Origin of the sequence: Pyxidicoccus caerfyrddinensis (assembly GCF_010894405.1) — a bacterium.
GTDB lineage: Bacteria > Myxococcota > Myxococcia > Myxococcales > Myxococcaceae > Myxococcus > Myxococcus caerfyrddinensis.
Genome location: NZ_JAAIYA010000010.1, coordinates 434,619 through 456,590, shown reverse-complemented (window position 1 = coordinate 456,590; position 21,972 = coordinate 434,619). Strand labels below are relative to the sequence as shown.

General features: G+C 69.7%; 12 protein-coding genes. 5 read left to right on the top strand and 7 right to left on the bottom strand.

Features of this window, described 5'->3' with window-relative positions:
* Positions 1 to 594 precede the first annotated feature (594 nt).
* Positions 595 to 3,303, top strand: a complete 2,709-nt coding sequence (locus G4D86_RS25810) for a VCBS repeat-containing protein (RefSeq protein WP_163996676.1) — start codon at positions 595 to 597, stop codon at positions 3,301 to 3,303.
* Between the two features lie 151 nt (positions 3,304 to 3,454).
* On the opposite strand, the gene G4D86_RS25805 is transcribed toward G4D86_RS25810, so the two are convergent.
* Positions 3,455 to 4,708, bottom strand: coding sequence for a DEAD/DEAH box helicase (locus tag G4D86_RS25805; RefSeq protein WP_163996675.1), 1,254 nt, complete (start codon positions 4,706 to 4,708; stop codon positions 3,455 to 3,457).
* A gap of 111 nt (positions 4,709 to 4,819) precedes the next feature.
* Here G4D86_RS25805 and G4D86_RS53880 point away from each other — a divergent pair, with 111 nt between their 5' ends.
* A complete protein-coding gene (locus tag G4D86_RS53880) occupies positions 4,820 to 4,942 on the top strand; it encodes a hypothetical protein (RefSeq protein ID WP_275899145.1) in 123 nt (40 codons plus the stop codon).
* Between the two features lie 150 nt (positions 4,943 to 5,092).
* Positions 5,093 to 7,984, top strand: a complete 2,892-nt coding sequence (locus G4D86_RS25795; protein WP_163996674.1) for a hypothetical protein — start codon at positions 5,093 to 5,095, stop codon at positions 7,982 to 7,984.
* Between the two features lie 127 nt (positions 7,985 to 8,111).
* Here G4D86_RS25795 and G4D86_RS25790 read toward each other — a convergent pair whose 3' ends face one another.
* Positions 8,112 to 8,939, bottom strand: coding sequence for an ABC transporter permease (locus tag G4D86_RS25790; protein ID WP_240360473.1), 828 nt, complete (start codon positions 8,937 to 8,939; stop codon positions 8,112 to 8,114).
* Complete coding sequence (locus G4D86_RS25785; protein WP_163996672.1) at positions 8,939 to 9,856, bottom strand: ABC transporter ATP-binding protein; 918 nt, start codon at positions 9,854 to 9,856, stop codon at positions 8,939 to 8,941. Before G4D86_RS25785 ends, G4D86_RS25790 begins: the two co-directional genes overlap by 1 nt.
* A gap of 197 nt (positions 9,857 to 10,053) precedes the next feature.
* Between G4D86_RS25785 and G4D86_RS25780 the strand changes: the two genes are divergently transcribed.
* Positions 10,054 to 11,235 (top strand): bifunctional methionine sulfoxide reductase B/A protein, encoded by a 1,182-nt coding sequence (locus G4D86_RS25780; RefSeq protein WP_163996671.1) that lies wholly within the window; start codon positions 10,054 to 10,056, stop codon positions 11,233 to 11,235.
* A 16-nt stretch (positions 11,236 to 11,251) separates the two neighbouring features.
* Here the strand turns inward: G4D86_RS25780 and G4D86_RS25775 are convergent, their stop codons facing one another.
* The 3 genes from G4D86_RS25775 to G4D86_RS25765 form a co-directional block, all read right to left on the bottom strand.
* A complete protein-coding gene (locus G4D86_RS25775; RefSeq protein WP_163996670.1) occupies positions 11,252 to 12,073 on the bottom strand; it encodes a mechanosensitive ion channel family protein in 822 nt (273 codons plus the stop codon).
* Positions 12,074 to 12,215: 142 nt separating this feature from the next.
* Positions 12,216 to 13,832, bottom strand: coding sequence for a sigma 54-interacting transcriptional regulator (locus tag G4D86_RS25770; protein ID WP_163996669.1), 1,617 nt, complete (start codon positions 13,830 to 13,832; stop codon positions 12,216 to 12,218).
* Between the two features lie 48 nt (positions 13,833 to 13,880).
* Positions 13,881 to 16,865 carry a tetratricopeptide repeat protein gene (locus G4D86_RS25765; RefSeq protein WP_163996668.1) on the bottom strand — a complete coding sequence of 995 codons (2,985 nt, stop codon included), beginning with the start codon at positions 16,863 to 16,865 and terminating at the stop codon, positions 13,881 to 13,883.
* A gap of 198 nt (positions 16,866 to 17,063) precedes the next feature.
* Between G4D86_RS25765 and G4D86_RS25760 the strand changes: the two genes are divergently transcribed.
* Positions 17,064 to 18,311 (top strand): hypothetical protein, encoded by a 1,248-nt coding sequence (locus G4D86_RS25760; protein WP_163996667.1) that lies wholly within the window; start codon positions 17,064 to 17,066, stop codon positions 18,309 to 18,311.
* A gap of 56 nt (positions 18,312 to 18,367) precedes the next feature.
* Here the strand turns inward: G4D86_RS25760 and G4D86_RS25755 are convergent, their stop codons facing one another.
* Positions 18,368 to 21,871: a pyruvate carboxylase gene (locus tag G4D86_RS25755; RefSeq protein ID WP_163996666.1), complete on the bottom strand. Its 3,504-nt coding sequence runs from the start codon at positions 21,869 to 21,871 to the stop codon at positions 18,368 to 18,370.
* Positions 21,872 to 21,972: the final 101 nt, after the last annotated feature.

Genomic DNA, 21,972 nt, shown 5'->3' with positions numbered 1-21,972 from the left:
GAGCCCTTGTCGCCCTGAGGTGGGGATGGTCCATTCCCGCCTGCTTTCACGGCGCGCCTGGGGCTCCCTACCTAGCGGGAGGGGAACCTCTTGGAGGGCGGGTTCTGTACGAGGAAGGAGTTGCTGGGCTTGCCTGCCCGGCGCACGGGCTTCTCGGTCGCGGCCGGCGCCGGTTTCGCAGTGGGCACTGCCGGGGCCTTCTTCTCGGTCGGAACCTTTGTCGCGGCCGGGGTCTTCTTGTCCTGGGGCATCGTCTTCTCCGGAGAGGGGTACGTCAGCGTGGCGGACCCTACCGTGGGCAGTGCCGCACCGCTTGGGTGATTCGTGGCCCCGGGAGACAAGCCGTCGGCTGCCCAACCCGTAGGCGAGGGGACTCCGCGGGCGCAAGGCAGCAGAACCCGACCCGGATTCGGGGCCCGCGGCCCCGTCACGCCCCCATCACGCCGCCGCTGGTATGTGGGCTCGCACCGTGCACCTCTGGCTGCATCAGGCCAGGGGGCCGTCGGGTTCGACTGAACCCTCCGCACGTGCCGGTCATGTCGAATCCCCAATCCGGAGCACACCTTGATTAGACGCCATGCCTTGCCACTCTTGTTGAGCCTGCTGGTCGCACTCCCCTTGCCCGGTCAGGCACAGTCCGATGGCTGGGAAGACCTCATCACCCCCGCGACGTTCCGGCAGGGACATCATGATCCGGCCACGCCCACGGTTGCGCCCAGGGGGGTGTACGTCGCGCCCTATTCCATCAATACAGGCGAGACCCCCAGCATCTACGTCCAGAGCCCGGAGACCTTCCGGCTGCGCATCTACAGGCTTGGCTGGTACGGCGGGGCCGGCGCGCTGGTCGTCTTCGACTCGAACAACACGCCTTCTACGGTCTACGGCCCGCTCGCCCAGCCTCGATGCGGCATCGAAACGCCCACCACGGTCACCGGGTACCAGGCTCTCCGGCAGCAAGAGACGGACCATGGTCTGGTGGAGTGCGCGTGGACCCATCCCGTGCAGCCCTCCGTGTCTACGCTCGCCACAGGCCTGTACTTCGTGAGGATCACCCCCAACGCCCCTTCGCCCAAGGAAACCCTTGCGACGTTCGTCGTCCGCGACGACGCGTCCACGGAGCGTCTCGTCATCGTCAACCCGACGACGACCGAGGTCTACAACCCCTGGGGGGAGACGCTGTACGACAGCGACCCCTCCGATCCTGCCTGGATCTGCGAGGGGGCGACGAAGTGCCCCCGGCGCGGCATGTACTCGAAGCCGAGGGTCTCCAAGGTCTCCATGGCGCGCCCGTCGTGGAACGTCCCGACCCACTTCAAGACGGACGTTCCGTTGCTCCGCTTCATGGAGAAGAACAACCTGCCGTATTCGGTGGCCACGGACTATGACGTCTCGCGTTTCCCGGCCCTCCTGAACGCCCGGCGCTCCGCCATCATCTCCGGCCACGGCGAATACTGGGACATGGCGACGCGGAACAAGCTGGATGCCTTCGTCGCGGGGGGCGGCAATCTCATCGCGATGGCGGGCAACACCGGGTACTGGCAGATCCGCTATGAAGCCTCCACGACGGGAAACCCGGGTCCGATCATCGTGGGCTACAAGGACAGCGCCACGAACACGGCGGACTCGACGCCCGATTGCCGAAGCGAAATCACCGTCCCTGGTACGGCGACGACCTGTTCCGACCCGCTTCTCCCGGTCTCGCCCCAGCTCACGACGACCTGGTTCCGGGCACCTCCCGTGAACAAGCCGGAGCAGGAACTGCTGGGCGTCCAGTACCCCATCGATCCCGCGGGCAACACCTTCGAGCTCCCGCTCACCTTCTTCACGAACACCGTCGCCGTCCGCCCGAGCCTTGGGAGCAGCATCACCGCGGCGGGCGACGTGGTCATCGGTCCCACGGTTCCCTCGACGACCGTCCGAGTGGGGAATCTCGGTTGGGAGGCGGATTCCATCCATCCCAACCTGTTGTTCCGAATGAATCCCACGGCCTGCCTGCTGCCGCTGGGGCAGGGGCGTTTCTCCGATGATCCCAATTGGGCCACGGCGAATCCCACGCCCTACGGCAATGAAATCACGCACCTCGTGCTGTATCGCCCCACGGCGACGAGCGGTCACGTCGTCGCGGGCATGAGCATGCTCTGGAGTTGGGGCTTGGATGACTGGGCGACGCTGAAATACCTCGGCGGCCCCGTCATCTCGCGGGTCGACTCGCGGCTGCAACAGTTTACCCGCAACCTGCTGGTGTCGAGCGATGGCGCCGGTTTTGGTGGTGATTGCGACCGCGGCGCCGACTTCGACGTCTACTTCGGGGATGCCTTCACGGACACGCGGCCGGATGGCACCTCTCTGCCCGGGGGGGATGGCAGTTCCGTGGAGATGATCATCAAGGAGCGCGAATACCCGGGCCGCTGGGGGAGCGTGGCCATCGAGAAGCAGTCGGGCACCGTGAAGCTGGTTCCCGCCTTCAGGGAAGTCGCCAAGCTGACGGACTGGGCCACCGTCAGTGATGCCTACCACCTGTTCCTGGTGGACGTGAACAACGACGGGCGGAAGGACCTTGTCGCGCAGAGCGGCGTCAATGGCGAATGGTACGTCGCCATGAGCGACGGGGTTCGCTTCGTTCCCAGCGACCATCCCTGGCTTGCCGCCAGTGCCGCGTGGGCTGTCGGCAGCGCGTATGACGTCTTCGCCGCGGACCTGAACGCGGATGGCAAGGCCGACCTGGTGGCCAAGGAGCGGAACGCTCCAGGTACCTGGTACGTGGCCCTCAACAACGGGACGCATTTCGTTCCCGCAACCAGCAACTGGCTTTCCGGATGGGCGGTGGCCAGCAGTGCGTACGACCTCTTTGTCGCGGACGTGAGTGGGGATGGCAAGGCGGATCTGATCGCCAAGGAGAAGACCTCGCCCGGCAACTGGTACGTCGCGCTCAACTCGGGTTCGGCGTTCACGCCCCAGTCCACCTCGCTTGCGAGCTTCGCGGTCAGCAGCGCCGATCACGACCTGTTCGTGGCGGACGTGAATGGAGACGGCAAGGCGGACCTGATTGCCAAGGAGCGGACCGGGAACAAGGCCTGGAGGGTCGCACTCCGAACCGGAACGACCTTCCAGGCCCAGGCGACTGCCTGGCTCACGAACTGGGCGGTGGAGAGCAGCGCGTACCGCCTCTTCGTCGCGGACCTGGACGGGGACGGCAAGGCGGACCTCGTCGCCCGTGAGCGCACCTCTCCGGGCAGCTGGTATGTCGCCTCGAGCAACGGCAGTTCCTTCGTGGCACAGGGCCCGAGGTTCGACGCGCGCTGAGCTTCCCCGACGCCAGGTCGTCATCCAGACCGACAGACACGGCGGTGCTCTGGAATCCAGGGCACCGCCGGTCCTGGCCGTGCGTCAGGCCTCGGGCGCCGGACGGTAGGTCTCCAGCCCTCGACTCCGTGCCCGGTGTGACCGATCCGGGCTAGGGCTTGCGTTTAGGGCCCTTGGCGGCCGCCGCCTCGCGCAGCTTGTCCTTCTTGCTCTTGCGCTTGCCCTTCACGCCGCCCTGCGGGTCGAGCACGGGCGCGGCCACCTCCGTGGGCTCGAAGCCCGGGAGTCGCTCGCGCTCGAGGCGCAGCCCGTGGCGCTTCTCGATGACGCGGAAGTGGGCCTCGGTGTCCGCGGTGACGAAGCTCAGCGCCGTGCCGGGCTCCCCTGCGCGGCCCGTGCGGCCGATGCGGTGCAGGTAGTCCGTGGGTGAGCGGGGCAGGTCGTAGTTCACCACCGCCGGCAGGCTCGCGATGTCCAGCCCGCGCGCCGCGACGTCCGTGGCGACCAGCACCCGCACGCGGCGGGCCTTGAAGTCCTCGAGCGCCTGCGTGCGCGCGCCCTGGCTCAGTTCCCCGTGCAGTGCGAGCGCCGCGAAGCCCGCGCGCTGCAGCTTCAGCGCGACGTGGTCTGCGCCGTAGCGGCTCGCGACGAAGACGAGCGCGTGCGACCACGGGTGCGTGTCCAGCAGGTGGCGCAGCAGCATCGTGCGCTTGTCGGTGTCCACCACGAGGGCCCGCTGCTGGATGTCGGGCGGGGGAGCCGCCTCGCTCGCCTCCACGGTGATGCGCGCGGGCTCGTGCAAAAGCCCCGCTGCGAGGCTCTGCACGCCCGGCGGGAAGGTGGCGGAGAAGAGCAGGTTCTGCCTTCGCGCGGGCAGCAGCGCGAGCACCCGGTCCAGCTCCTCCGCGAAGCCCAGCGAGAGAAGCCGATCCGCCTCGTCCAGCACCAGCATCTCCACCGCGCCGAGCCGCAGCGCGTTCTGCTCCGCGAGGTCCAGCGCGCGCCCTGGGGTCGCGACGACGAGGTCCGCGCCGCCGCGCAGCGCAAGCATCTGCGGGTTCGCCGAGACGCCGCCCACCGCGAGGACGCTCTTCAGGGCCCGCGGCAGGTGCCTGCCGTGCTGCTCCACCGCCTCCATCACCTGGGCCGCGAGCTCACGCGTGGGCACCAGCACCAGCGCGCGCACGGGGCGCGGCGAGCGTGGCGCAACGGCGCCGAGCCTGTGCAGCAGCGGCAGGAGGAAGGCGGCCGTCTTGCCCGAGCCCGTCTGCGCCGAGGCCCACACGTCCTGTCCGCGCAGCACGGCGGGGATGGCGGCGCGCTGCACGGGCGTGGGGGCGTCGTAGCCCAGGTCAGCGACGGCGCGGACGAGCGGCTCGCAGAGGCCGAGCGAAGAGAAGGTCATGGAGGGAGCCTATATCCCGGCGCGGACCCACGCGGCGCGCGGACTGCCGGCTCGGCCGAGGGGCAGGCCTGCCCCCCTGCAGGGCACACGCCGTCCGTCCCGGGGCCCGACGTGGCGCTGTTCGCCGTGACGTGGGCGTGGTTGCTCCTGGACGAGCCGCTCACCGGTTCCATGCTCATCGCCGGGACGCTGATTCTCGGCAGCGTGGCGCTGAGCCAGAAGCAGCCGGCGTAGAGAAGCGGGAATGAGGCCTATCAACCCCACCCCTCCCACGGACGGGTCAATCCTGACGATGGAGGCCATGCACCTCTCTGCGCTTGGCGCCTCAATCCCGCAGGTGTCAGGATGGCTTGCCACCTGTAACAGCAGGCCTCTGGGAGATGCATGACGAAGCTCGATCTGAACAAGCTGTATCGCCGTGGAGACAATGGCCGCGGCGTGAGGCGCACCCAGGCCTGGCTGTCATTGAATGGATGTGCCCGCCAGACGCTGCAGTTGATGCTGCTTCTCGTCACTGCGTCGTGTGGTCAAGTGCAAGTGGAGGAGGCGCCCCAGCAGTTCACCACTCCCGTCTGGAGTGGTGCCTCGCTGACGCTGACAGCAACCCGGGCGTACTCGCCAACGCGATGGGAGGACGGTGTTGCCACCCTCGATGCGCCGCTCTCGTTCCTCATTCCCAAGCACCTCCCGGTGGTTCTCGGTAACAGTGGCAATCATCGGGCCGACCTCCGCTTCCGGCTTTCGGGAGCGGAGGAGGTTGTTTGTGAATACCAGGGCGGGAGTGACAAGGCCCATCCCGAGACAACAGTCGAACGCGCACGTGCGCACCGGTATGTCTTCAGGCGGTGCAGCAATGGTCTGGAATCCGGCCAGTCAGCACAGGCGGACTGGTTCCAGCTTCACCTCCACAACGGGGACCATAAAGACCCGGCGCGGATTACCCAGCTCCGGGTCGAGCTTGGCGGCAACATGTCCGAGCTCGAGCCTCCCATCTCCCCGGAGGAGTCGGTCGCCCTCCGGGACTCCTTCTCGTGGGCGAGCACGTCCGCCCTCCCCGAGCAGAACCTGGAGGGGCAACCGGCGCTCTACTACGCGCTGGTCTATGTGGAAGAGAAGGACCAGGTGGATGCACTGGACGAGATGCTCGTCCACTACAGCCCTCTTCCTCTCTTTTCCGAGGAGTTCGCACGGTGGCAGGGCCAGCAGGGAACGTTCGGCCACGAGGGGGATGGCCAGGGCCAGTTCCTCTTCACCTTGATGCCCGCGGCCACCTACAACCTGCTGCGCAAGGCGGCGCTCGAGGGGGAGCCCATCTACAGGGTGATTGCGCTGCGAGACCTCCCTGCCGGGGCCCAGCTGGATGATGGCTCCGTGTCCTATCAGGCGCTCCGCGAATCTGGCTTCCTCTATCGAGGCTTGCAGCCCGCGGACGTGGAGACCTGGGGCGCCTCCGAGGGACGCACCGGACAACCCCTCTTGAACCAGCTCCGGCGTGCCATCGTGCGTGGCATCGCCAAGGTCGTGACCGGCGTCGTGCGCCTGGCGGTCAAGGGAATTGGCGTCATCGACCGATGGGGCAGAGGCTCCATCCAACTGGACGTCGAGTTCCAGGTGTTCAACACGGACCGTGGCTTCGACCAGAACGTGCCCATGCAACGCGCATGGGGCGAGGGGGCAGGCCAACCCGTGGTGCTGCCAGACTTGCGAATCAGTGTGTGGCAGTTTGGAACGATGGCTCCGGCGCTCTATACGGCGAGGACGGGGGACACAGGCGCCGCGACGCTCAGGGTTGCGAGGGGCAGGCCCACGACCTTCTGCATGCGGCTGGAGAATGATGCCGCGGTCGTCACGCGCTTCCTGCTGGGCATGGAGTTTTGTGACTTCCAGAGCCTGACACCTGCTCGCACGCAGCAGGATGTCGATATGGTGCAGCCACTTCGGAGTGGACCTGTCAACGTGCTTGCGCAGGCCTCGGAAGGACGTGCCTACCTGCGGGACGTCGCCGGGTATACAGCTCACAAGGCAGTCATCCTCATCGGCGGGCTGGCATCGCTTTCCGGGCGTGGCGAGGCCGTGGCCCCTTGTCTCAATATGCCGAGCAAGGGGCATGTCCCTTATGTGGTTGCCGTGTCCGCGGCCCTGTCAGGCGCCTGCGAGACCGACGATATCTGGAAGCCGTTGATTGCCCAGGCCGTCATCGCGGCGGTGGCGCTGGCGGGTCCTGCCTATGCCGTGGACATCATCCTTCCTGACGATGATGCGGGCGACAACCTCAACTCCAGAGGCGTCCTCAGCCACGAGTACGGGCACTTCACGCTGTGTAGCATGCTCTACAGGTCCAGCCCGGAGAACATCACCGTCGGGTACACGGATGCCGTCATGAATCGGCTCAGCAATTGTGGGCTGCCCGGCCCCAATGCGGAAGCGGCCTATCTCAACGAGGCATTCGCTGACTTCATGAGCGGGCAATTCGCGGGGGGCGTGAACTACTTCGTTCCCCCGGCTTCCAACCGGTCTCAAGGAATGAGGTACTGCCCCTCTGCGAGCGGCGCCTGCATGGATGCCAACTGCGGGGCGCTCGGCCAGTGTCTCAACGGGGCTGATGACGCGTTCGACAGGCAGGTGGGACGTGTCGCCACGCTGCTGCATGATGCCTTCGATGGGCGGCCCTCCTTGCCGCCACAGAACGCTCCTGGCAATGCGGACGTCTGGAGCAATCGGCCCATGCGCTACAGCACCGACCGTCGTGGGAGCAGTGACGATGAGCGGGTGGCACTCCCAGGAACGGCCCTCTTCAGGGTCATCCAGCGCTGGGACGCGCGTGGGGCGCTCTTGAGGCAGAACTCGTTCCTGGGCGGCCTCTCGGACGCGATGGCGGAGGCTGGCGTCAGTTGGTGTGACCGCTGCAGGGTCTTCGCGCTCCATGACTCCAGGTGGGACCCCAGCACCCCCAACACCCCTGTCGAGCCGCTCTGCCAGAGCGCTCCCATTCGGGATTGGATTGGGCCAGGGAACTGCAGCGGCACCTGGACTCCCTGGCTGAACCGTGACGCGCCGTCGCTGTCAGGTGACTGGGAGAGCCTGGTGGACTTCCTCGGTATGGGGCAGGCCTGCCCCAACCCCCTGGGCATCGAGTGCCAGACTGTGACGGGCGTTGATTGGACTCAAACAGGCCAGGTCTATACGTGTGAGCCGACCGTCGGCGGCATCTGCCGCAATGTGGATCAGACCAACGGCACGTGCTTCGACTACAGGGTCCGTTTCCTCTGCCCATAGCTGGTTCCTCCAAGAGGGAGCGGAGGAGGCGAGCACGGCGCCCCATGCCAGGCTCCGAAGCTGGCCTCGGCACGGGAGCACACGGAACGGGGCTGGCGTTGGGAGCGGGCGGTGCCGCTCACCGTTGCTACTCCGACGCGAGGTCCCGCTTCTCGAACAACCAGATGGCCACCAGGCCGCAGCCGACGGTGAAGACCACCACCGTCGCGGTGCTGGCCTGCCAGCTCATGGCGCGCCCCATCGCCGCCTCCACGTCGGCGATGCGGTAGCTGCTCTGCGCCAGCCACCGGGCCTGGAGCGATTCCAGGTTGGTCATCGGTGACAGCCAGCCTCCCGGCAGGAACGTCAGGGCACGCAGCAGGTGCTGGGAGACGTAGCCCAGCACGGCGCCACCGATGAGCGAGCGCGTGGCCACCGAGGCGAGCATCGCCAGGCTGATGATGCAGGAGAACTCCAGGACGAAGTACGCCACCATCCGGCCAAGGTCCCCCGCGCCCAGTCCCAGCGGACCGGCGACGAAGGGGAAGCCGAGGATGAGCGAGCCCACCGCGCCCATGGCCGCCGCGAAGGCGAAGGTGAAGGCGAGCGTGCCCAGCGTCAGCACCAGCGTGGCCAGGAACTTCGCCAGCAGCGGCGAGGCGCGCGAGGTCGTCCTCGGCAGCGTCATCTTCCACGTGCCACCGGAGTACTCGCCGCCCACCGCTCCGGCGGCCACCACCGTGATGAGCATGGGGAGCACCAGGTGGGTGAGCTTGAGCGTGTTCCACAGGCAGCCGGGGAAGGTGACGATGTCCCGGGCCCAGTCGCGGATGGACGCATCCGCCGCCCCGGCGATGGCGATGGGCAGCGGGAGGATGGCGAAGAAGAGCAGCAGCCCGAGCGTGCCGAAGAACAGGCTCCGCTTGCGGGCCTTGAGGACTTCCGCCGTGAACTGACGGGAGAGCGCGGTGAGCATCACGGGTGGGTGCCTCCCCGCGCGGCGGCGGTGGCCTCGAAGAAGAGTTGCTCCAGTGAGTTGCGCTTCGGGCGCACCTCGAAGACATCCACGTCCGCCTGCAAGAGCTTGCGCAGCAGGCCCGGCACCGCGCTGTCGGTGCCCTCGGTGAGGAGCCAGCCCGCCTCGGAGGTATGCGACTCCGCCGGGGGCAGGCCCAGCAGACCCGCGGCGCGCGCCACCGACGAGACGCGCAGCTCGATGCCGCTGCTCGCCAGCAGCTTCGCGACGTTGCCCTGCGTACGCAGCTCGCCGTTCTGGACGATGGCGACGTCCGTGCAGATGCGCTCCACCTCCTGGAGCAGGTGGCTGGAGAGGAACACGGTGCGGCCCTCGCTCCTCAGCGAGCCGATGAGGTCACGAATCTCCCGCGCCCCGTCGGGGTCCAGCCCGTTGGTCGGCTCGTCCAGGAAGAGCACGGGCGGGTCGCCCAGCAGCGCCGCCGCGAGCCCGAGCCGCTGCTTCATCCCCAGCGAGTACTGCTTCACCGGACGCTTGCCGTGCTTGGACAGGCCGACGAGCTCCAGCAGCCGGTCCGACTCACCCGCGGCGAGCGCCTGACCCGCGCCGAGCGCCATGGCGCGGAGGTTCTCCGCGGCATCGAGGTACGGGTAGAAGGCGGGCACCTCGACGATGGCGCCGACGAGTGTGGAGAGCCGGGGCCGCTCGCGCAGGACGTCCACTCCCAGCACCGACGCCGCGCCGGAGGTGGGCCGGATGAGCCCCAGCAGCATGCGGATGGTCGTGGTCTTCCCCGCGCCGTTCGGCCCGAGAAAGCCGAACACGGAGCCGGTGGGCACTTCGAGGCTCAGGTTGTTCACCGCCGCGAGGGCGCCGTAGCGCTTCGTCAGGCCCTCCGTTCGGATGGCGTAATCCATGGGGTTTCGTTCCTTGATGGCCGTGGATGGGCTCCTATCTACCAGGGCCGCCTGTTCAGTAGACGACCTTCCAGAGGCCAGGTCGCACGGACCCACGCGGGCAGTGTGGGCGGTGCTTCTCGCTGAAACCCGGTTCGGGGGTCGCGCGTACAGGCGGGAGAACCCGCACGCACCTGGCGTGCCCGGAGGCCGAACCCATGTCGCCCGCTGCCGCCATCCCATCCCCGTCCCGCCGCGCTCCTCCGCCGGTGGCGCGCCGGCTCCTTCCCGTCGCCCTGGCCTTCTTCGCCGTGCTGGCCGCGTGCACCGAGGCCCGCGGGGCCGCCCCCGGCGCCAGCGCGGCCCCCACCCCGAGGTCCACCGTGAACGATACCCGCCGCTACGAGAAGCCCGCCGCCGCGGAGCTCCGCCGCACCCTCTCGCCCCTCGCGTACGAGGTCACCCAGGAAGGCTCCACCGAGCCCTCCTTCCACAACGCCTTCTGGGACAACCACGCCGAGGGCCTCTACGTGGACGTCGCCACGGGAGAGCCGCTCTTCTCCTCGCGCGACAAGTTCGACTCCGGCACCGGCTGGCCCAGCTTCACCCGCCCCGTCGACGGCGCGCGCGTCGTGGAGAAGCGGGACGTCAGCTTCGGCATGGTGCGCGTGGAGATCCGCTCGAAGGCCGGGGACTCCCACCTGGGCCACGTGTTCGATGACGGACCGAAGCCCACGGGGCTGCGCTACTGCATCAACTCGGCGGCGCTGCGCTTCGTCCCGGTGAACGACCTGGAGAAGGAGGGCTACGCGGCGTGGCTGCCGCTCTTCGGCCGCACTGCGGCGGCGAGCGCTCCGGCCTCGGCATTGAAGGCCGCCGCCAACGCACCGAAGTTCACCGCCCCCGCGGCGGCCACGGAGACCGCGCTGCTGGCGGGGGGCTGCTTCTGGGGGATGGAGGAGCTGCTCCGGAAGATTCCGGGCGTCATCAAGACGGACGTCGGCTACACGGGCGGCGTCTTCAAGCACCCCAGCTACGAGGACGTGAGCTCGGGTGAGACCGGGCACGCGGAGTCGGTGCGCGTCGTGTTCGACCCGAAGGTGCTCACCTACGAGACGCTGCTGGAGAAGTGGTTCTTCCGCATGCACGACCCGACGACGCTCAACCGCCAGGGCAACGACACGGGCACGCAGTACCGCTCCGCCATCTTCTACCTGTCCGACGAGCAGCGGCGAGTGGCCGAGGCGGTGAAGGCCCGCGTCAACGCCTCCGGCAAGTGGAAGCGCCCCGTCGTCACCGAAATCACCCCGGCCGGCGAGTTCACCCCGGCCGAGGAGTACCACCAGGACTACCTGGAGAAGAACCCGGGCGGCTACACCTGCCACTACCTGCGCGACTGACGCTTCCTTCAGGGGTTCATCCGGCCCGGGCAGTGAGCAGCCGGGCCGTGTCCTGCGGTACGGAGTAGCCGGAGGCGACGAGGAAGTCCGCGGCGGCGCCCGCGACGGCGGCATGCACCGCCGTGGCCTGGGTCGGCTTGCAGTGCACGCCGATGCCGAGCACCGGCCCGAGAGCGGTGAACTCCGCCACTTCGATGGCGGGCGCGGGCTGCTGCAGGACGCCGGGCACCGTGGACACCATCTCCAGGAGCGCGCGCATCTGCAGGCGCACGTCACCGCCGTGGAGCAGCGGCAGCTTGATGACGAGCTTCCGGTGCGGGTGGTGGGTGAAGTTGATGATGTTGTCGCCGAACAGCCGGTTGTTGCCCACGGAGATGCGCAGGTTGTCCGACGTGTCGAGCGTGGTGGCGAAGAGGCCAATCTCCTGCACCACGCCGGTGACGCCCGCGGCGGAGATTTCGTCGCCCACTCGGAAGGGGCGCAGCACGAGCAGGAAGACGCCCGCCGCGAAGTTGGAGAGCAGGCCGGACCACGCGGTGCCAATCGCGATGCCCGCCGCCGCCAGCAGCGCGGCGAAGGACGTCGTCTCCACGCCCATCATCCCCAGGATGCCGAGCAGCAGGAGCATCGTGAGGGAGCCGCTGAACAGCGACTCGATGTAGCGGATGAGCGTGGCGTCGAGCTGGCGCCTCTGCAGGGCCAGGTTCAGCACGCGCCGGAACCCGTTGATGACGGTACGGCCCAAGAACCACAGCACCAGCGCGCCCACTGCCTTGAGCAGGTAGGGCAGGGCCGACGTGAGGGCCAACGACTGCAATTGAGTGATGATGGCGTCCATGGGCCGGCCATTTTTGCAGGTGCCGGGCCAACACGCCTGATCGCGCAAGTCCGCGAACTTCCGGGGCGTCGGGCCCATCACCCAGCCAGGCGCGGCCCGGGCTGACGTGTCCGGCCCCCCGCCCGCGGGGTGCGCTGACGCGTCAGGAGCCGACCAGCCCCAGCTCGCGCAGGCGGCGCTGAAGGGCGCGCTTGGAGACCTCCAGCCGTTGCACCATCTTGTCCAGGTCACCCTCGCACTCGTGGAAGCTGCGGGTGATTTCCTCCGGGCTCAAGTCCCGCGCGGTGCGCAGCAGGGAGCTCTTGTCGATGAGCACGTAGACGGAGGGGCGGGGAATGCCCAGCCAGTCCGCGGTGGCCTTGAGGTCCCAGGAGCAGGCGCGCAGGGCCTCCAGCAGCTCCTGCTCGCTCACCTCGGAGGGCTTGCGGCGCGGGGCCTTCGCCTCGGCGACGTCCGGCGTGGACGGGGAGGCCGCGGCCGGCTCCCGGCCGGGGACGGGCATGGCGTCCGCGTCGAGCGTCTGCTCCAGGCGCGGGTCGATGCGCAGGTGCGGCAGGCCCCGGCTGCCGATGATGAGCTGCCGGACGACGTTGCGCAGCTGGCGCACGTTGCCGGGCCACCCGAAGCGCACCAGCCGCACGGCCAGCGTCGCGGGCAGCCAGGGCTCCGCGCGCGGGTCCGAGGCCGACAGCGGCCCGGACTCGCCGGTGGTCTCCAGCTCCTGCCGGGCGAAGTACATGAACAGCGGGCCGATGTCCTCGCGGCGTGCGCGCAGGGTCGGCATGTGGATTTCGTAGCCCGCGAGCCGGTGCAGCAGCGGCGCCTTGAAGAGCCGCTCCTGGATGCGCGCCTCCAGGTCCGAGTCCGTCGCCGAGACGAGCCGCACGTCGACGGGCACCGGCGTGTGGCCGCCCACCGGGTACACCTCGCCCGTCTCCAGCACGCGCAGCAGCGCGGCCTGCACCTCGGGCGGAGCCTCGCCCACCTCGTCGAGGAAGAGGGTGCCGCCCTGGGCGGCGCGGAAGAAGCCCTCGCGGTCCCTGGTGGCGCCGGTGTACGCGCCGCGCTGCGCGCCGAACAGCTCGGCGGAGACCAGCTCCTTCGCGAGCGCGCCCAGGTTGACGCTCACGAAGGGACCCGCGCGGCGGGGGCCCTGCTCGTGGATGGCGCGCGCCACCAGCTCCTTGCCCGTGCCCGTCTCGCCGCGGATGAGCACGGGGACGTTCAGGTCCGCGACGCGGGCGATGTCCTCGCGCACCTGACGGATGCCGTCGCCCTGGCCGACGATGCCCAGGTCCGCCTTCGTCAGCTCGCGGTGGCTCGCGGCCAGGTGGAGCAGCAGCACCACGCGGTCGGCGAGCACCAGCGGCACGCCCGCGGTCAGCTCCTCGGGGGAGAACTCCCGCACGCCCTGCACGGGCGCGTCCGCCACCCACACCCGCGTCCCGCCCTCCGGCACCACCAGCCGAAGGAAGCCCCGCGTCCCCGGCTCGAACTGGATGGGCGTGCGGCTGATGAAGGGGTCTCCCAGCGGCTGCGTCACCAGCCCGCCCGGGCGGCTGAACTCCGGCGCGTTGCGCGACAGCGACGCCGTCCTCCCGGAGGTGGCCAGCGTCTCCAGCAGCAATTGCTCGCCGATGCGCTGGGGATGTGGATGAGACATGACGGTCAGCGCCGGAATCACGCGCTGGGCGGGAGTCTCCCGTCCATGCGAGTGCTCGGCGGTCTGCGACATGTCGTCGGAGATCTTCTGCTGCATGGTCCTTCCCGCGTCTCCGCGTCCTCTATCAGCAATCCCTGGGACGCCCTATCTCATCTCCGCCGTGGCGGGGGGATGCGACAAAAGCCACTGAGATATCTCGGTGACCTTCCGCTCCTGGCCAATATTTCCGTAATCTTCGAGGACCCGGGTCGCCAGCTCGCGAGCACGAGCGCGGTCGGCATTCGCCTCCCACAGCGCCCGTGCCAGCGCCCACCGTGCGTCGGCGCGTGCGCGGACGGGAATGTGCCCCAGCGACTGCTCCAGCAGGGGGACGGCCACGGTGGACTGGTGGCGGGCCAGGCTCAGCTCACCCAGCCCGAGCCGCGCGAGGGCGAGGAGCCGGGGGTCCGCGCCCGCCTGCCGCTCCCCGGTGTCGCGGGCCCGCTGGAGCTGGCGCGTGGCGTCGTCCAATCGGCCCAGCCGCACCAGCGTGCGGCCCAGCAGCGCGGACACCTGGGCGGCGTCGGCGGGGTCTCCACCGGCCACCTTCTCGTGCAGCGCCAGGGCGCGCTCCAGCTCCTCGCGTGCCCGCGCGTCCTGTCCCATCGCGGCCCGCACCTCGCCGATGCTGGCGTGCGAGTGGGCGACGCTGGGGTGCGCGTCGCCCAGCGTCTCGCGCCGCAGGGCGAGGGCGTGCTCGTGGTGCTCCAGCGCTTGTTCCAGCCGGCCGCGGGCGAGCAGGACGTCACCCAGGTTGGCGAGCGAGGACGCCACCATGGGGTGCTCGGGGCCCAGCAGCTTGCGACGCATGGCCAGCGAGCGCTCATACAGGGCCTGGGCCTGCGCGTACTCGCCCAGCTCCTCGTGGATGATGCCCAGGTTGTTCAGCGTCACGGCGATGGCGGGGTGCTCGGCGCCGAGCGCCTCCTCCTTCAGCGTGAGGGCCCGCTCGAAGTGCCCGCGCGCCTCCGCGTACCGTCCCTGGTCCATGAGGACGTTGCCCAGGCCGTTGAGCACGCGCGACAGGTTGAGGCGGTCCGGCTTCGGGGAGCGCTCCAGCAGCGTCAGCGCGCGCTCGTAGGACTCGCGGCTGGGCGCGTAGTCGCCCGTCATCCAGCGCACGTTGCCCACCGTCTCCAGCGCCAGCGCGAGGAGCTGCTCGTCGCCCAGCCGCTCCGCGGACGCCATCATCGCCAGCTCCAGCCACGCGGCCTCGGCGTAGCGGGACTGCCGGGCGCCCACCTCGGTGACGAGGAAGCTCCAGGCCCGCGACTCCAGCACCGCGTCCCGGCCCTGCGCCGCCTGGATGAGCGCCTCGCGCAGCAGCAGCTCCGCGCCCTTGTAGTCGCCGGCCCCGTCGCGGTGCATCGCGTGCCAGAAGAGCGCCTGGCCGTGCGCGGGCGGGTAGCCCAGCGCCACCAGTTGGGGCCGCAGCTCCTCCGCCAGGGCCAGGCCTTCCTTGTACCGGCCCGCGCGGTGGAGCGCCTCCAGCCGGTCCTCCAGGGGCTGGAAGGCCTCGACGCGGGCGCGCACCGCCGGGTCCTCGGGCGGCGGCACGGCGGCGGTGAGCAGGCGCGTGTCCGCGCAGTCGCTCAAGGACGGCAGCGACTGCACCGCCTGCGCGGCCGTGTCCACCAGCGTCGCGTCGGACTCCTTGACGAGCAGGTCCGTGAGCGCGCCGAGCTGCCCGCGCCGCCGCTCCAGGCAGTACTCGCGCAGCGCCGCGAGCCGCTGGGGCTGCGCCGCGCCGTCCTGCCGCGCCAGCTCGCACGCCTCCGTCCGCTGCTTCACCCACTCCTCGGAGTACGCGTTCAGCATCCGGGCCACGCGGGCGGAGGTGTCCTTCGCCTGCGGCAGCCCCGTGCCCACCATCACCTGCTCCAACTGCCCGGCCAGTCGCGCGTCCCAGATGCCCGCCAGGCGCCGGTCCATGTCCACGCAGGCGGAGGCGGGCGTCTCCTGGCGCACCCAGCCCCAGACGGCCGCCACGCCCAGCAGCGTCACGCCGCCCGCGAGGGCCGCCGCGCGCAGGCGGGCCCGCCGCCGCTGCTCAGGGTCGTTCTCCAGCTCCGCCAGCAGCTCGCGCAGGGAGCCCGGGCGCTGGAGCGGGTCCGCCTTCAGCCCACGCAGCACGGCGCGAGCCACCCAGGCGGGCACCTCGCTCTGCGGCGGCGGGGGGATGATGCGCTCGTCGATGCGCGCCTCGAGCAGCGCGGCGAAGGTGTCCCCCGCGAAGGGCCGCACGCCATAGAGGCCTTCGTAGAGGGCCACGCAGAAGCCGTACAAGTCACTGCGCGCGTCCACGGCGTGGCCCAGGAGCTGCTCGGGGGCCATGTAGCGCGGCGTGCCGAGCACCTTCCCGGACTCGGTGAGCGGCTCCATCCACGTCCTCGGCAGCGACGCCGCGGGGGCTTCCGGTACCGCGTCCTCCTGGCTGGCGCCGTGCACGGCCTGCGCGAGGCCGAAGTCCGTCACCCGGACGCGCCCGTCCTCGCCGACGAGGACGTTGTCCGGCTTGAAGTCGCGGTGCACGAGGCCCGCCGCGTGCGCGGCCACCAGGCCCCGGCCCGCGTCCAGGAAGGCGCGCAGCACCTCGCGCCAGGTGCGCGGCTGCTGGCGCAGCCACTGCTGCAGCGTCCGTCCCTCCACGTACTCCATGGCGATGAAGACGGACTCGTCCTCCAGCCGGCCAGAGTCGTAGACGTGCACCACGTTGGGGTGGTTGAGCCGCGCCATGGCCTGGGCCTCGCGCAGCAGGCGCACCTGGGCGTCGTCGCTCGTGTCCAGGCCCCAGATGGGACGCAGCACCTTGAGCGCCACGCGCCGGTTGAGCCGCACGTCGTAGGCGGAGAGCACCAGCCCCATGCCGCCATGGCCCAGCATGTCCAGCACGGTGTAGCGCTCGGCCAGCACCCGGCCCGGAGGCGGCGAGGTGATGGCGCCCGCCGGGCGGACGGTGTCGTGTGTGTCGCCCGGCGTCGGCGTGGGCGGCGCGGTGCCTTCCCGCCCCGGAGCGGAGGGTGGCCCCAGGGTGAGCGTCTCTTCAGGAGCGTTGACGTCGGACGCCCCCCTGGGCCGAAGAGGACTCATGTCCAGGACTGTACAACGCCCGACCCGTCCCCCATACCCTGCGTAAGGGCTGACGCGTTTGTCGGGAATTCAATGGTTGGGTGGCCAGGAGGAAGCCCGCCCCGCCTATGCTGCGCGCGGCCTTCTCCGGGCGGGTAGGGCGGCGGCGTGGGGAGGAGTGGGCCGTCCCCCAAACACCCCAAGCAACGAGGCTCGTTCATGCGCCGTTCCCCCAAGTCCCTCTGGCTGTTCCCCGCGCTCCTCCTGGGCGCCTGCGCTCCCACGGAAGCCCCCGTGGACGCGGAGTCCTCCACCATCGACACCGTGACGCAGGGAGTGCTCTACGCGCCCCCCGCGCCGGCCAGCGGCAACATCCTCGACAGCACCACGTACATGGGCCAGGTGCCCGTGCCCGGCGCCGTGCAGACGACCTTCACGATGAACCCGCAGTACTTCTCCTTCGGCATCAACGTCAGCGCCGGAGCGCAGGCGAAGCTGGAGGTGACGCACCTGGGCAGCAGCATGGGCCTGGACACCGGCCTCTTCGTGTACGGCCCGAAGAACACCAGCGGCAGCTATGGCACCACCGTGCTGGCGCAGGACGACGAGTCCGGCTACGGCCAGCTCAGCAAGCTCGCGTCGGTGACGTTCACCCAGGGCGGCGAGTACCTCGTCGTCGTCAGCACCGGCACGGGCGTGGGCAAGCAGTTCCGCCTCCAGCTCGACTGTCTCAGCGGCAACTGCAACGCGGTGGACCCGGCCGTGTATGCCACGTGCGACACGGCCCGCGTGGGGCCCTACGTCGACGACTGCATGTCCCACTGGAACGCCGAGGGCGTCCCCACCGACGAGGCCTTCAGCCGGTGCTTCGGCGCGGATGACTCGCACACCATCTACGAGAACAACTGCTACGCGGCGAACCCCTTCAAGCCCGCGTGGTGCGCGGGCGGCGAGGCGCAGTGGACGCAGTGGATGTGGTCGAAGTGCCTGAACTACTACACGGTGGACTACGGTCTGTACTCGCTGTCCCTCAGCGCCCAGCCGTTGAGCCCGGGGCTCCAGTCGGAACTGGCGGCCATCAACACCGCCTGCGGCCAGAACGAGATGTGCAAGGGCGCGGCCCACGGTTACTCCTTCTCGTGGAACCACGCCCTGCCGCCGAGCCTGGACAAGGCCGTGGAGGCGGTGGCCGCCATCTCCCAGAGCTATGCGCTCTACGGCTCGCAGTTCGACGCCATGAGCTACGCGGACTTCACGCGCTTTCAACTGCGGCCCCAGTTCAACTCGCTGGCCTCGGACCTGCTCAATGAGTACAGCAACGGCACGGAGAGCGTGCAGGTGGGCGGCTACCGGTTCGGGTACATGACGTGGCCGGACGCGTGCACGATCTGGGAGCTGGACGTCATCTTCTTCCCGGAGTCGCACCGCGTGCTGGCGTTCGAGGAGCAGTACGGCCAGGACTGCTGAGGCCGGAGGCTCGCGCCGCCCCCAACGCCTGCGCGTGGGGGCGGCGGCCGTGACGGCTACTGCAGCACCGCGAGCAGGTCACCGCCCTGCACCGCGCCCTTGAGCGAGGGCACCACCTCCGCCACGGTGCCGGCGCGCGGGGCGCGGACCACCGTCTCCATCTTCATCGCCTCCAGCGTGACGATGGGCGCGCCGGCCTCCACGCGCGCCCCCGGCTTGACGTGCAGGGCGATGACGGTGCCCGGCATGCTCGCCGCCACGTGGTTCGGGTTGGAGCGGTCCGCCTGCCGGCGGGCCTCCACCTTCGCCGCGAGGCTGCGGTCCCTCACCAGCACCGAGCGATTGTGCCCGTTGAGCGCGAAGTAGACGGTGCGGCAGCCGTCGTCGTCCGGCTCGCCCACGGCGGACAGGCTGATGACCAGCGTCTTGCCCGGCTCGATGTCCACCCAGATTTCCTGGCCCACCTCCATGCCGTAGAAGTAGTTGGGCGTGTCGAGGATGGACACGTCCTCGTACTTCGCCTGGTCATCCAGGAAGCCCGCCATGACGCGCGGGTAGAGCGCGGCGGAGATGGCATCCGCGCGGCTGAGCGGGTGGCCCGCCTTCTGGGTCAGCTCCTGCTGGAGCTTGCCCAGGTCCAGCGGCGGCATGCTGGAGGACGGCCGGCCCTCCACGCGCGGCAGGCCCTTGAGCACCGCGGCGCGCAAGTCTTCCGGGAAGCCGTTGGGCGGCTGGCCCAATTCGCCGCGGAAGTAGCCCACCACGCTGGAGGGGAAGTCCAGGCGCGGCGCCTCGGCGATGAGCTTCGCGCGGGTGAGCGCCACGCTGTCGCCCATGTCCGCGCCGCGCACGGCCAGGTCGTTCTTCAGCAGGAAGATGGCGAAGTCGCCCACCATCTTCGACGACGGCGTCACCTTGGGGATGTCCCCCACCAGCGCGTTGACGAGCGCGAAGGCGTCCTTCACGTCGTTCCACCGGCCCAGCAGGCCCATCTCCGCCACCTGGGGCCGGAGGTTGGAGTACTGGCCCCCCGGAATCTCGTGGTAGTAGACCTCGCTCGTCGTGCTCTTGAGGCCGCTCTCGAAGGGGGCGTAGTACTCGCGCACGTCCTCCCAGTAGTTGGCCAGCGGCTGCAGGCGCGCATTGGCCAGCCCCGTCTCGCGCGGGTGGCCGCGCAGGGCGCTGACCAGCGCGTTCAGGCTGGGCTGGCTGGTGAGCCCCGCCATGCTGCCGAGCGCCACGTCGACGATGTGCACGCCGTGTTCAATCGCCTCCAGGTAGCTGGCGATGCCGTTGCCCGCCGTGTCGTGCATGTGCAGGTGGATGGGCAGGCGCGTCACCTCGCGCAGCCTGTCCATCAGCATGGCCGCGGCGCGCGGGCGTAGGAGGCCCGCCATGTCCTTGATGCACAGGAAGTGCGCGCCCGAGTCCTCGATGCGCTTCGCGAGGTCCGCGTAGTAGTCCAGCGTGTACTGCTTGCGCTTGGGGTTGGCGACGTCGCCCGTGTAGCAGATGGCCACCTCCGCCACCTTGCCCGTCTTGAGCACGCGGCGGATGGAGACCTCCATGCTGCCCAGGTCATTGAGGCTGTCGAAGATGCGGAAGACGTCCACGCCCGCCTCGGCCGCCTCGTCGATGAAGGCCTCCACCACGTTGTCCGGGTAGCTGGTGTAGCCCACGGCGTTGGCGCCGCGCAGGAGCATCTGGAGGAGCAGGTTGGGGGCCGCGGCCTTGAGCGCGCGCAGGCGGGCCCACGGGTCCTCGTTGAGGAAGCGGTAGGCGGTGTCGAACGTCGCGCCGCCCCAGCTCTCCAGGCTGAAGAGGTCCGACGCCAGATGCGCGGTGGCCGGGGCCACGCGCAGGATGTCCTGTGTGCGCATGCGCGTGGCCAGCAGGGACTGGTGCGCGTCGCGCATGGTGGTGTCGGTGAGCAGCACGCGCTTCTGGGCCAGCACCCACTCGGCGAGGCCCCGGGGGCCCTTCTCCGCGAGAATCTGCGCGGTGCCGCGCGGCACCGGCCCGGACGGCGTCACCGGCAGGCGCGGCTCCAGGAACTGCGTGGGCTTGAGCCGCTGGTGCTTCTTGATGGTGGGGTGGCCGTTGACGATGACGTCACCCAGGTAGTTCAGGAGCTTGCTGGCGCGGTCCCTCCGGGGCGCGAGCTGGAAGAGCTCCGGCGTCTCGTCGATGAAGCGGGTGTACGTCTCGCCCTTCTGGAAGGCGGGGTGGTGCAGCACGTTCTCCAGGAAGGGCAGGTTCGTCTTCACGCCGCGGATGCGGAACTCGCGCAGCGCGCGCTGGCCCTTCATCACCGCGCCCTGGAACGTGGGCGCGTAGGCGATGACCTTCACCAGCATGGAGTCGTAGTACGGCGAGATATGCGCCTGGGTGTAGCCGTTGGAGCCGTCCAGCCGGATGCCGAAGCCGTGGGCAGCGCGCCACGCGGTGATGACGCCCGCGTCCGGCATGAAGTTGTTCGCCGGGTCCTCGGTGGTGACGCGCAATTGCACCGCGTAGCCACGCGGGACGATGGCCTCCTGCGAGGGGATGCCCACCTCCGGCGAGTCCAGCCGGTAGCCTTCCGCGATGCGAATCTGGCTCTGCACCAGGTCCACGCCCGTCACCTGCTCGGTGACGGTGTGCTCCACCTGGAGCCGCGCGTTGCACTCGATGAAGTAGAACGTGTCGCCAGCGACGAGGAACTCGGCCGTGCCCGCGCTGGAGTAGCCCGCCTCGCGTCCCAGCCGCACCGCCGCGGCGCAGATGGCGGAGCGCAGCGCCGGGGACAGGTTGGGCGCGGGGGCAATCTCGATGACCTTCTGGTGGCGCCGCTGCACCGAGCAGTCGCGCTCGTGCAGGTGCACCAGGTTGCCGTGGAGGTCTCCCAGCAGCTGCACCTCGATGTGGCGCACGCGCTCCAGGAACTTCTCCAGGAACACCGCCGCCGAGCCGAAGGCGCTCTTCGCCTCCGAGCGCGCGGAGGCGAGCGCCGCCTCCAGTTCCTTCTCCTCGCGCACCACGCGCATGCCGCGGCCGCCGCCGCCGTGCGCGGCCTTCACCAGGACGGGGCCGCCGTGCTGGGTGAAGAAGGCGCGGGCCTGCCCCAGCACCCGGGCGTCGTCGCCCTCCAGCGTGACGCCGGGCACCACCGGCACGCCCACCTTCTGGGCGAGCGCCTTGGCGGCCACCTTGTCACCCATGGTCCGCACCACCGGCGAGCGCGGGCCGATGAAGCGGATGCCCCGGCGCTCACACGCCTCGGCGAAGTCGGCGTTCTCCGAGAGGAAGCCGTAGCCCGGGTGGATGGCGTCCACGCCGGCCTTCTGGGCCACGTCGAGAATCTCGTCGATGCCGAGGTACGCCTCCACCGGGCGCTTGCCGCGGCCCACGAGGTACGCCTCGTCCGCCTTGTGGCGGTGCTCGTGGGTGCGGTCCTCATCGCTGTAGATGGCGACGGTGCGGATGCCCAGCTCGTTGCAGGCACGGAACACGCGGATGGCAATCTCACCGCGGTTGGCGCACAGCACCTTCTGGATGGGCTTCAGGGGAGGGAGGGCCATATAGCGCGCTGTTAGTCACTCCCCACTCCCGGGCGCAACCGCCCCGGGACGGAACGTCGCTTTTAGGGCGGTGCTCCTCGACTGCCGGCCCGGACGGTGCG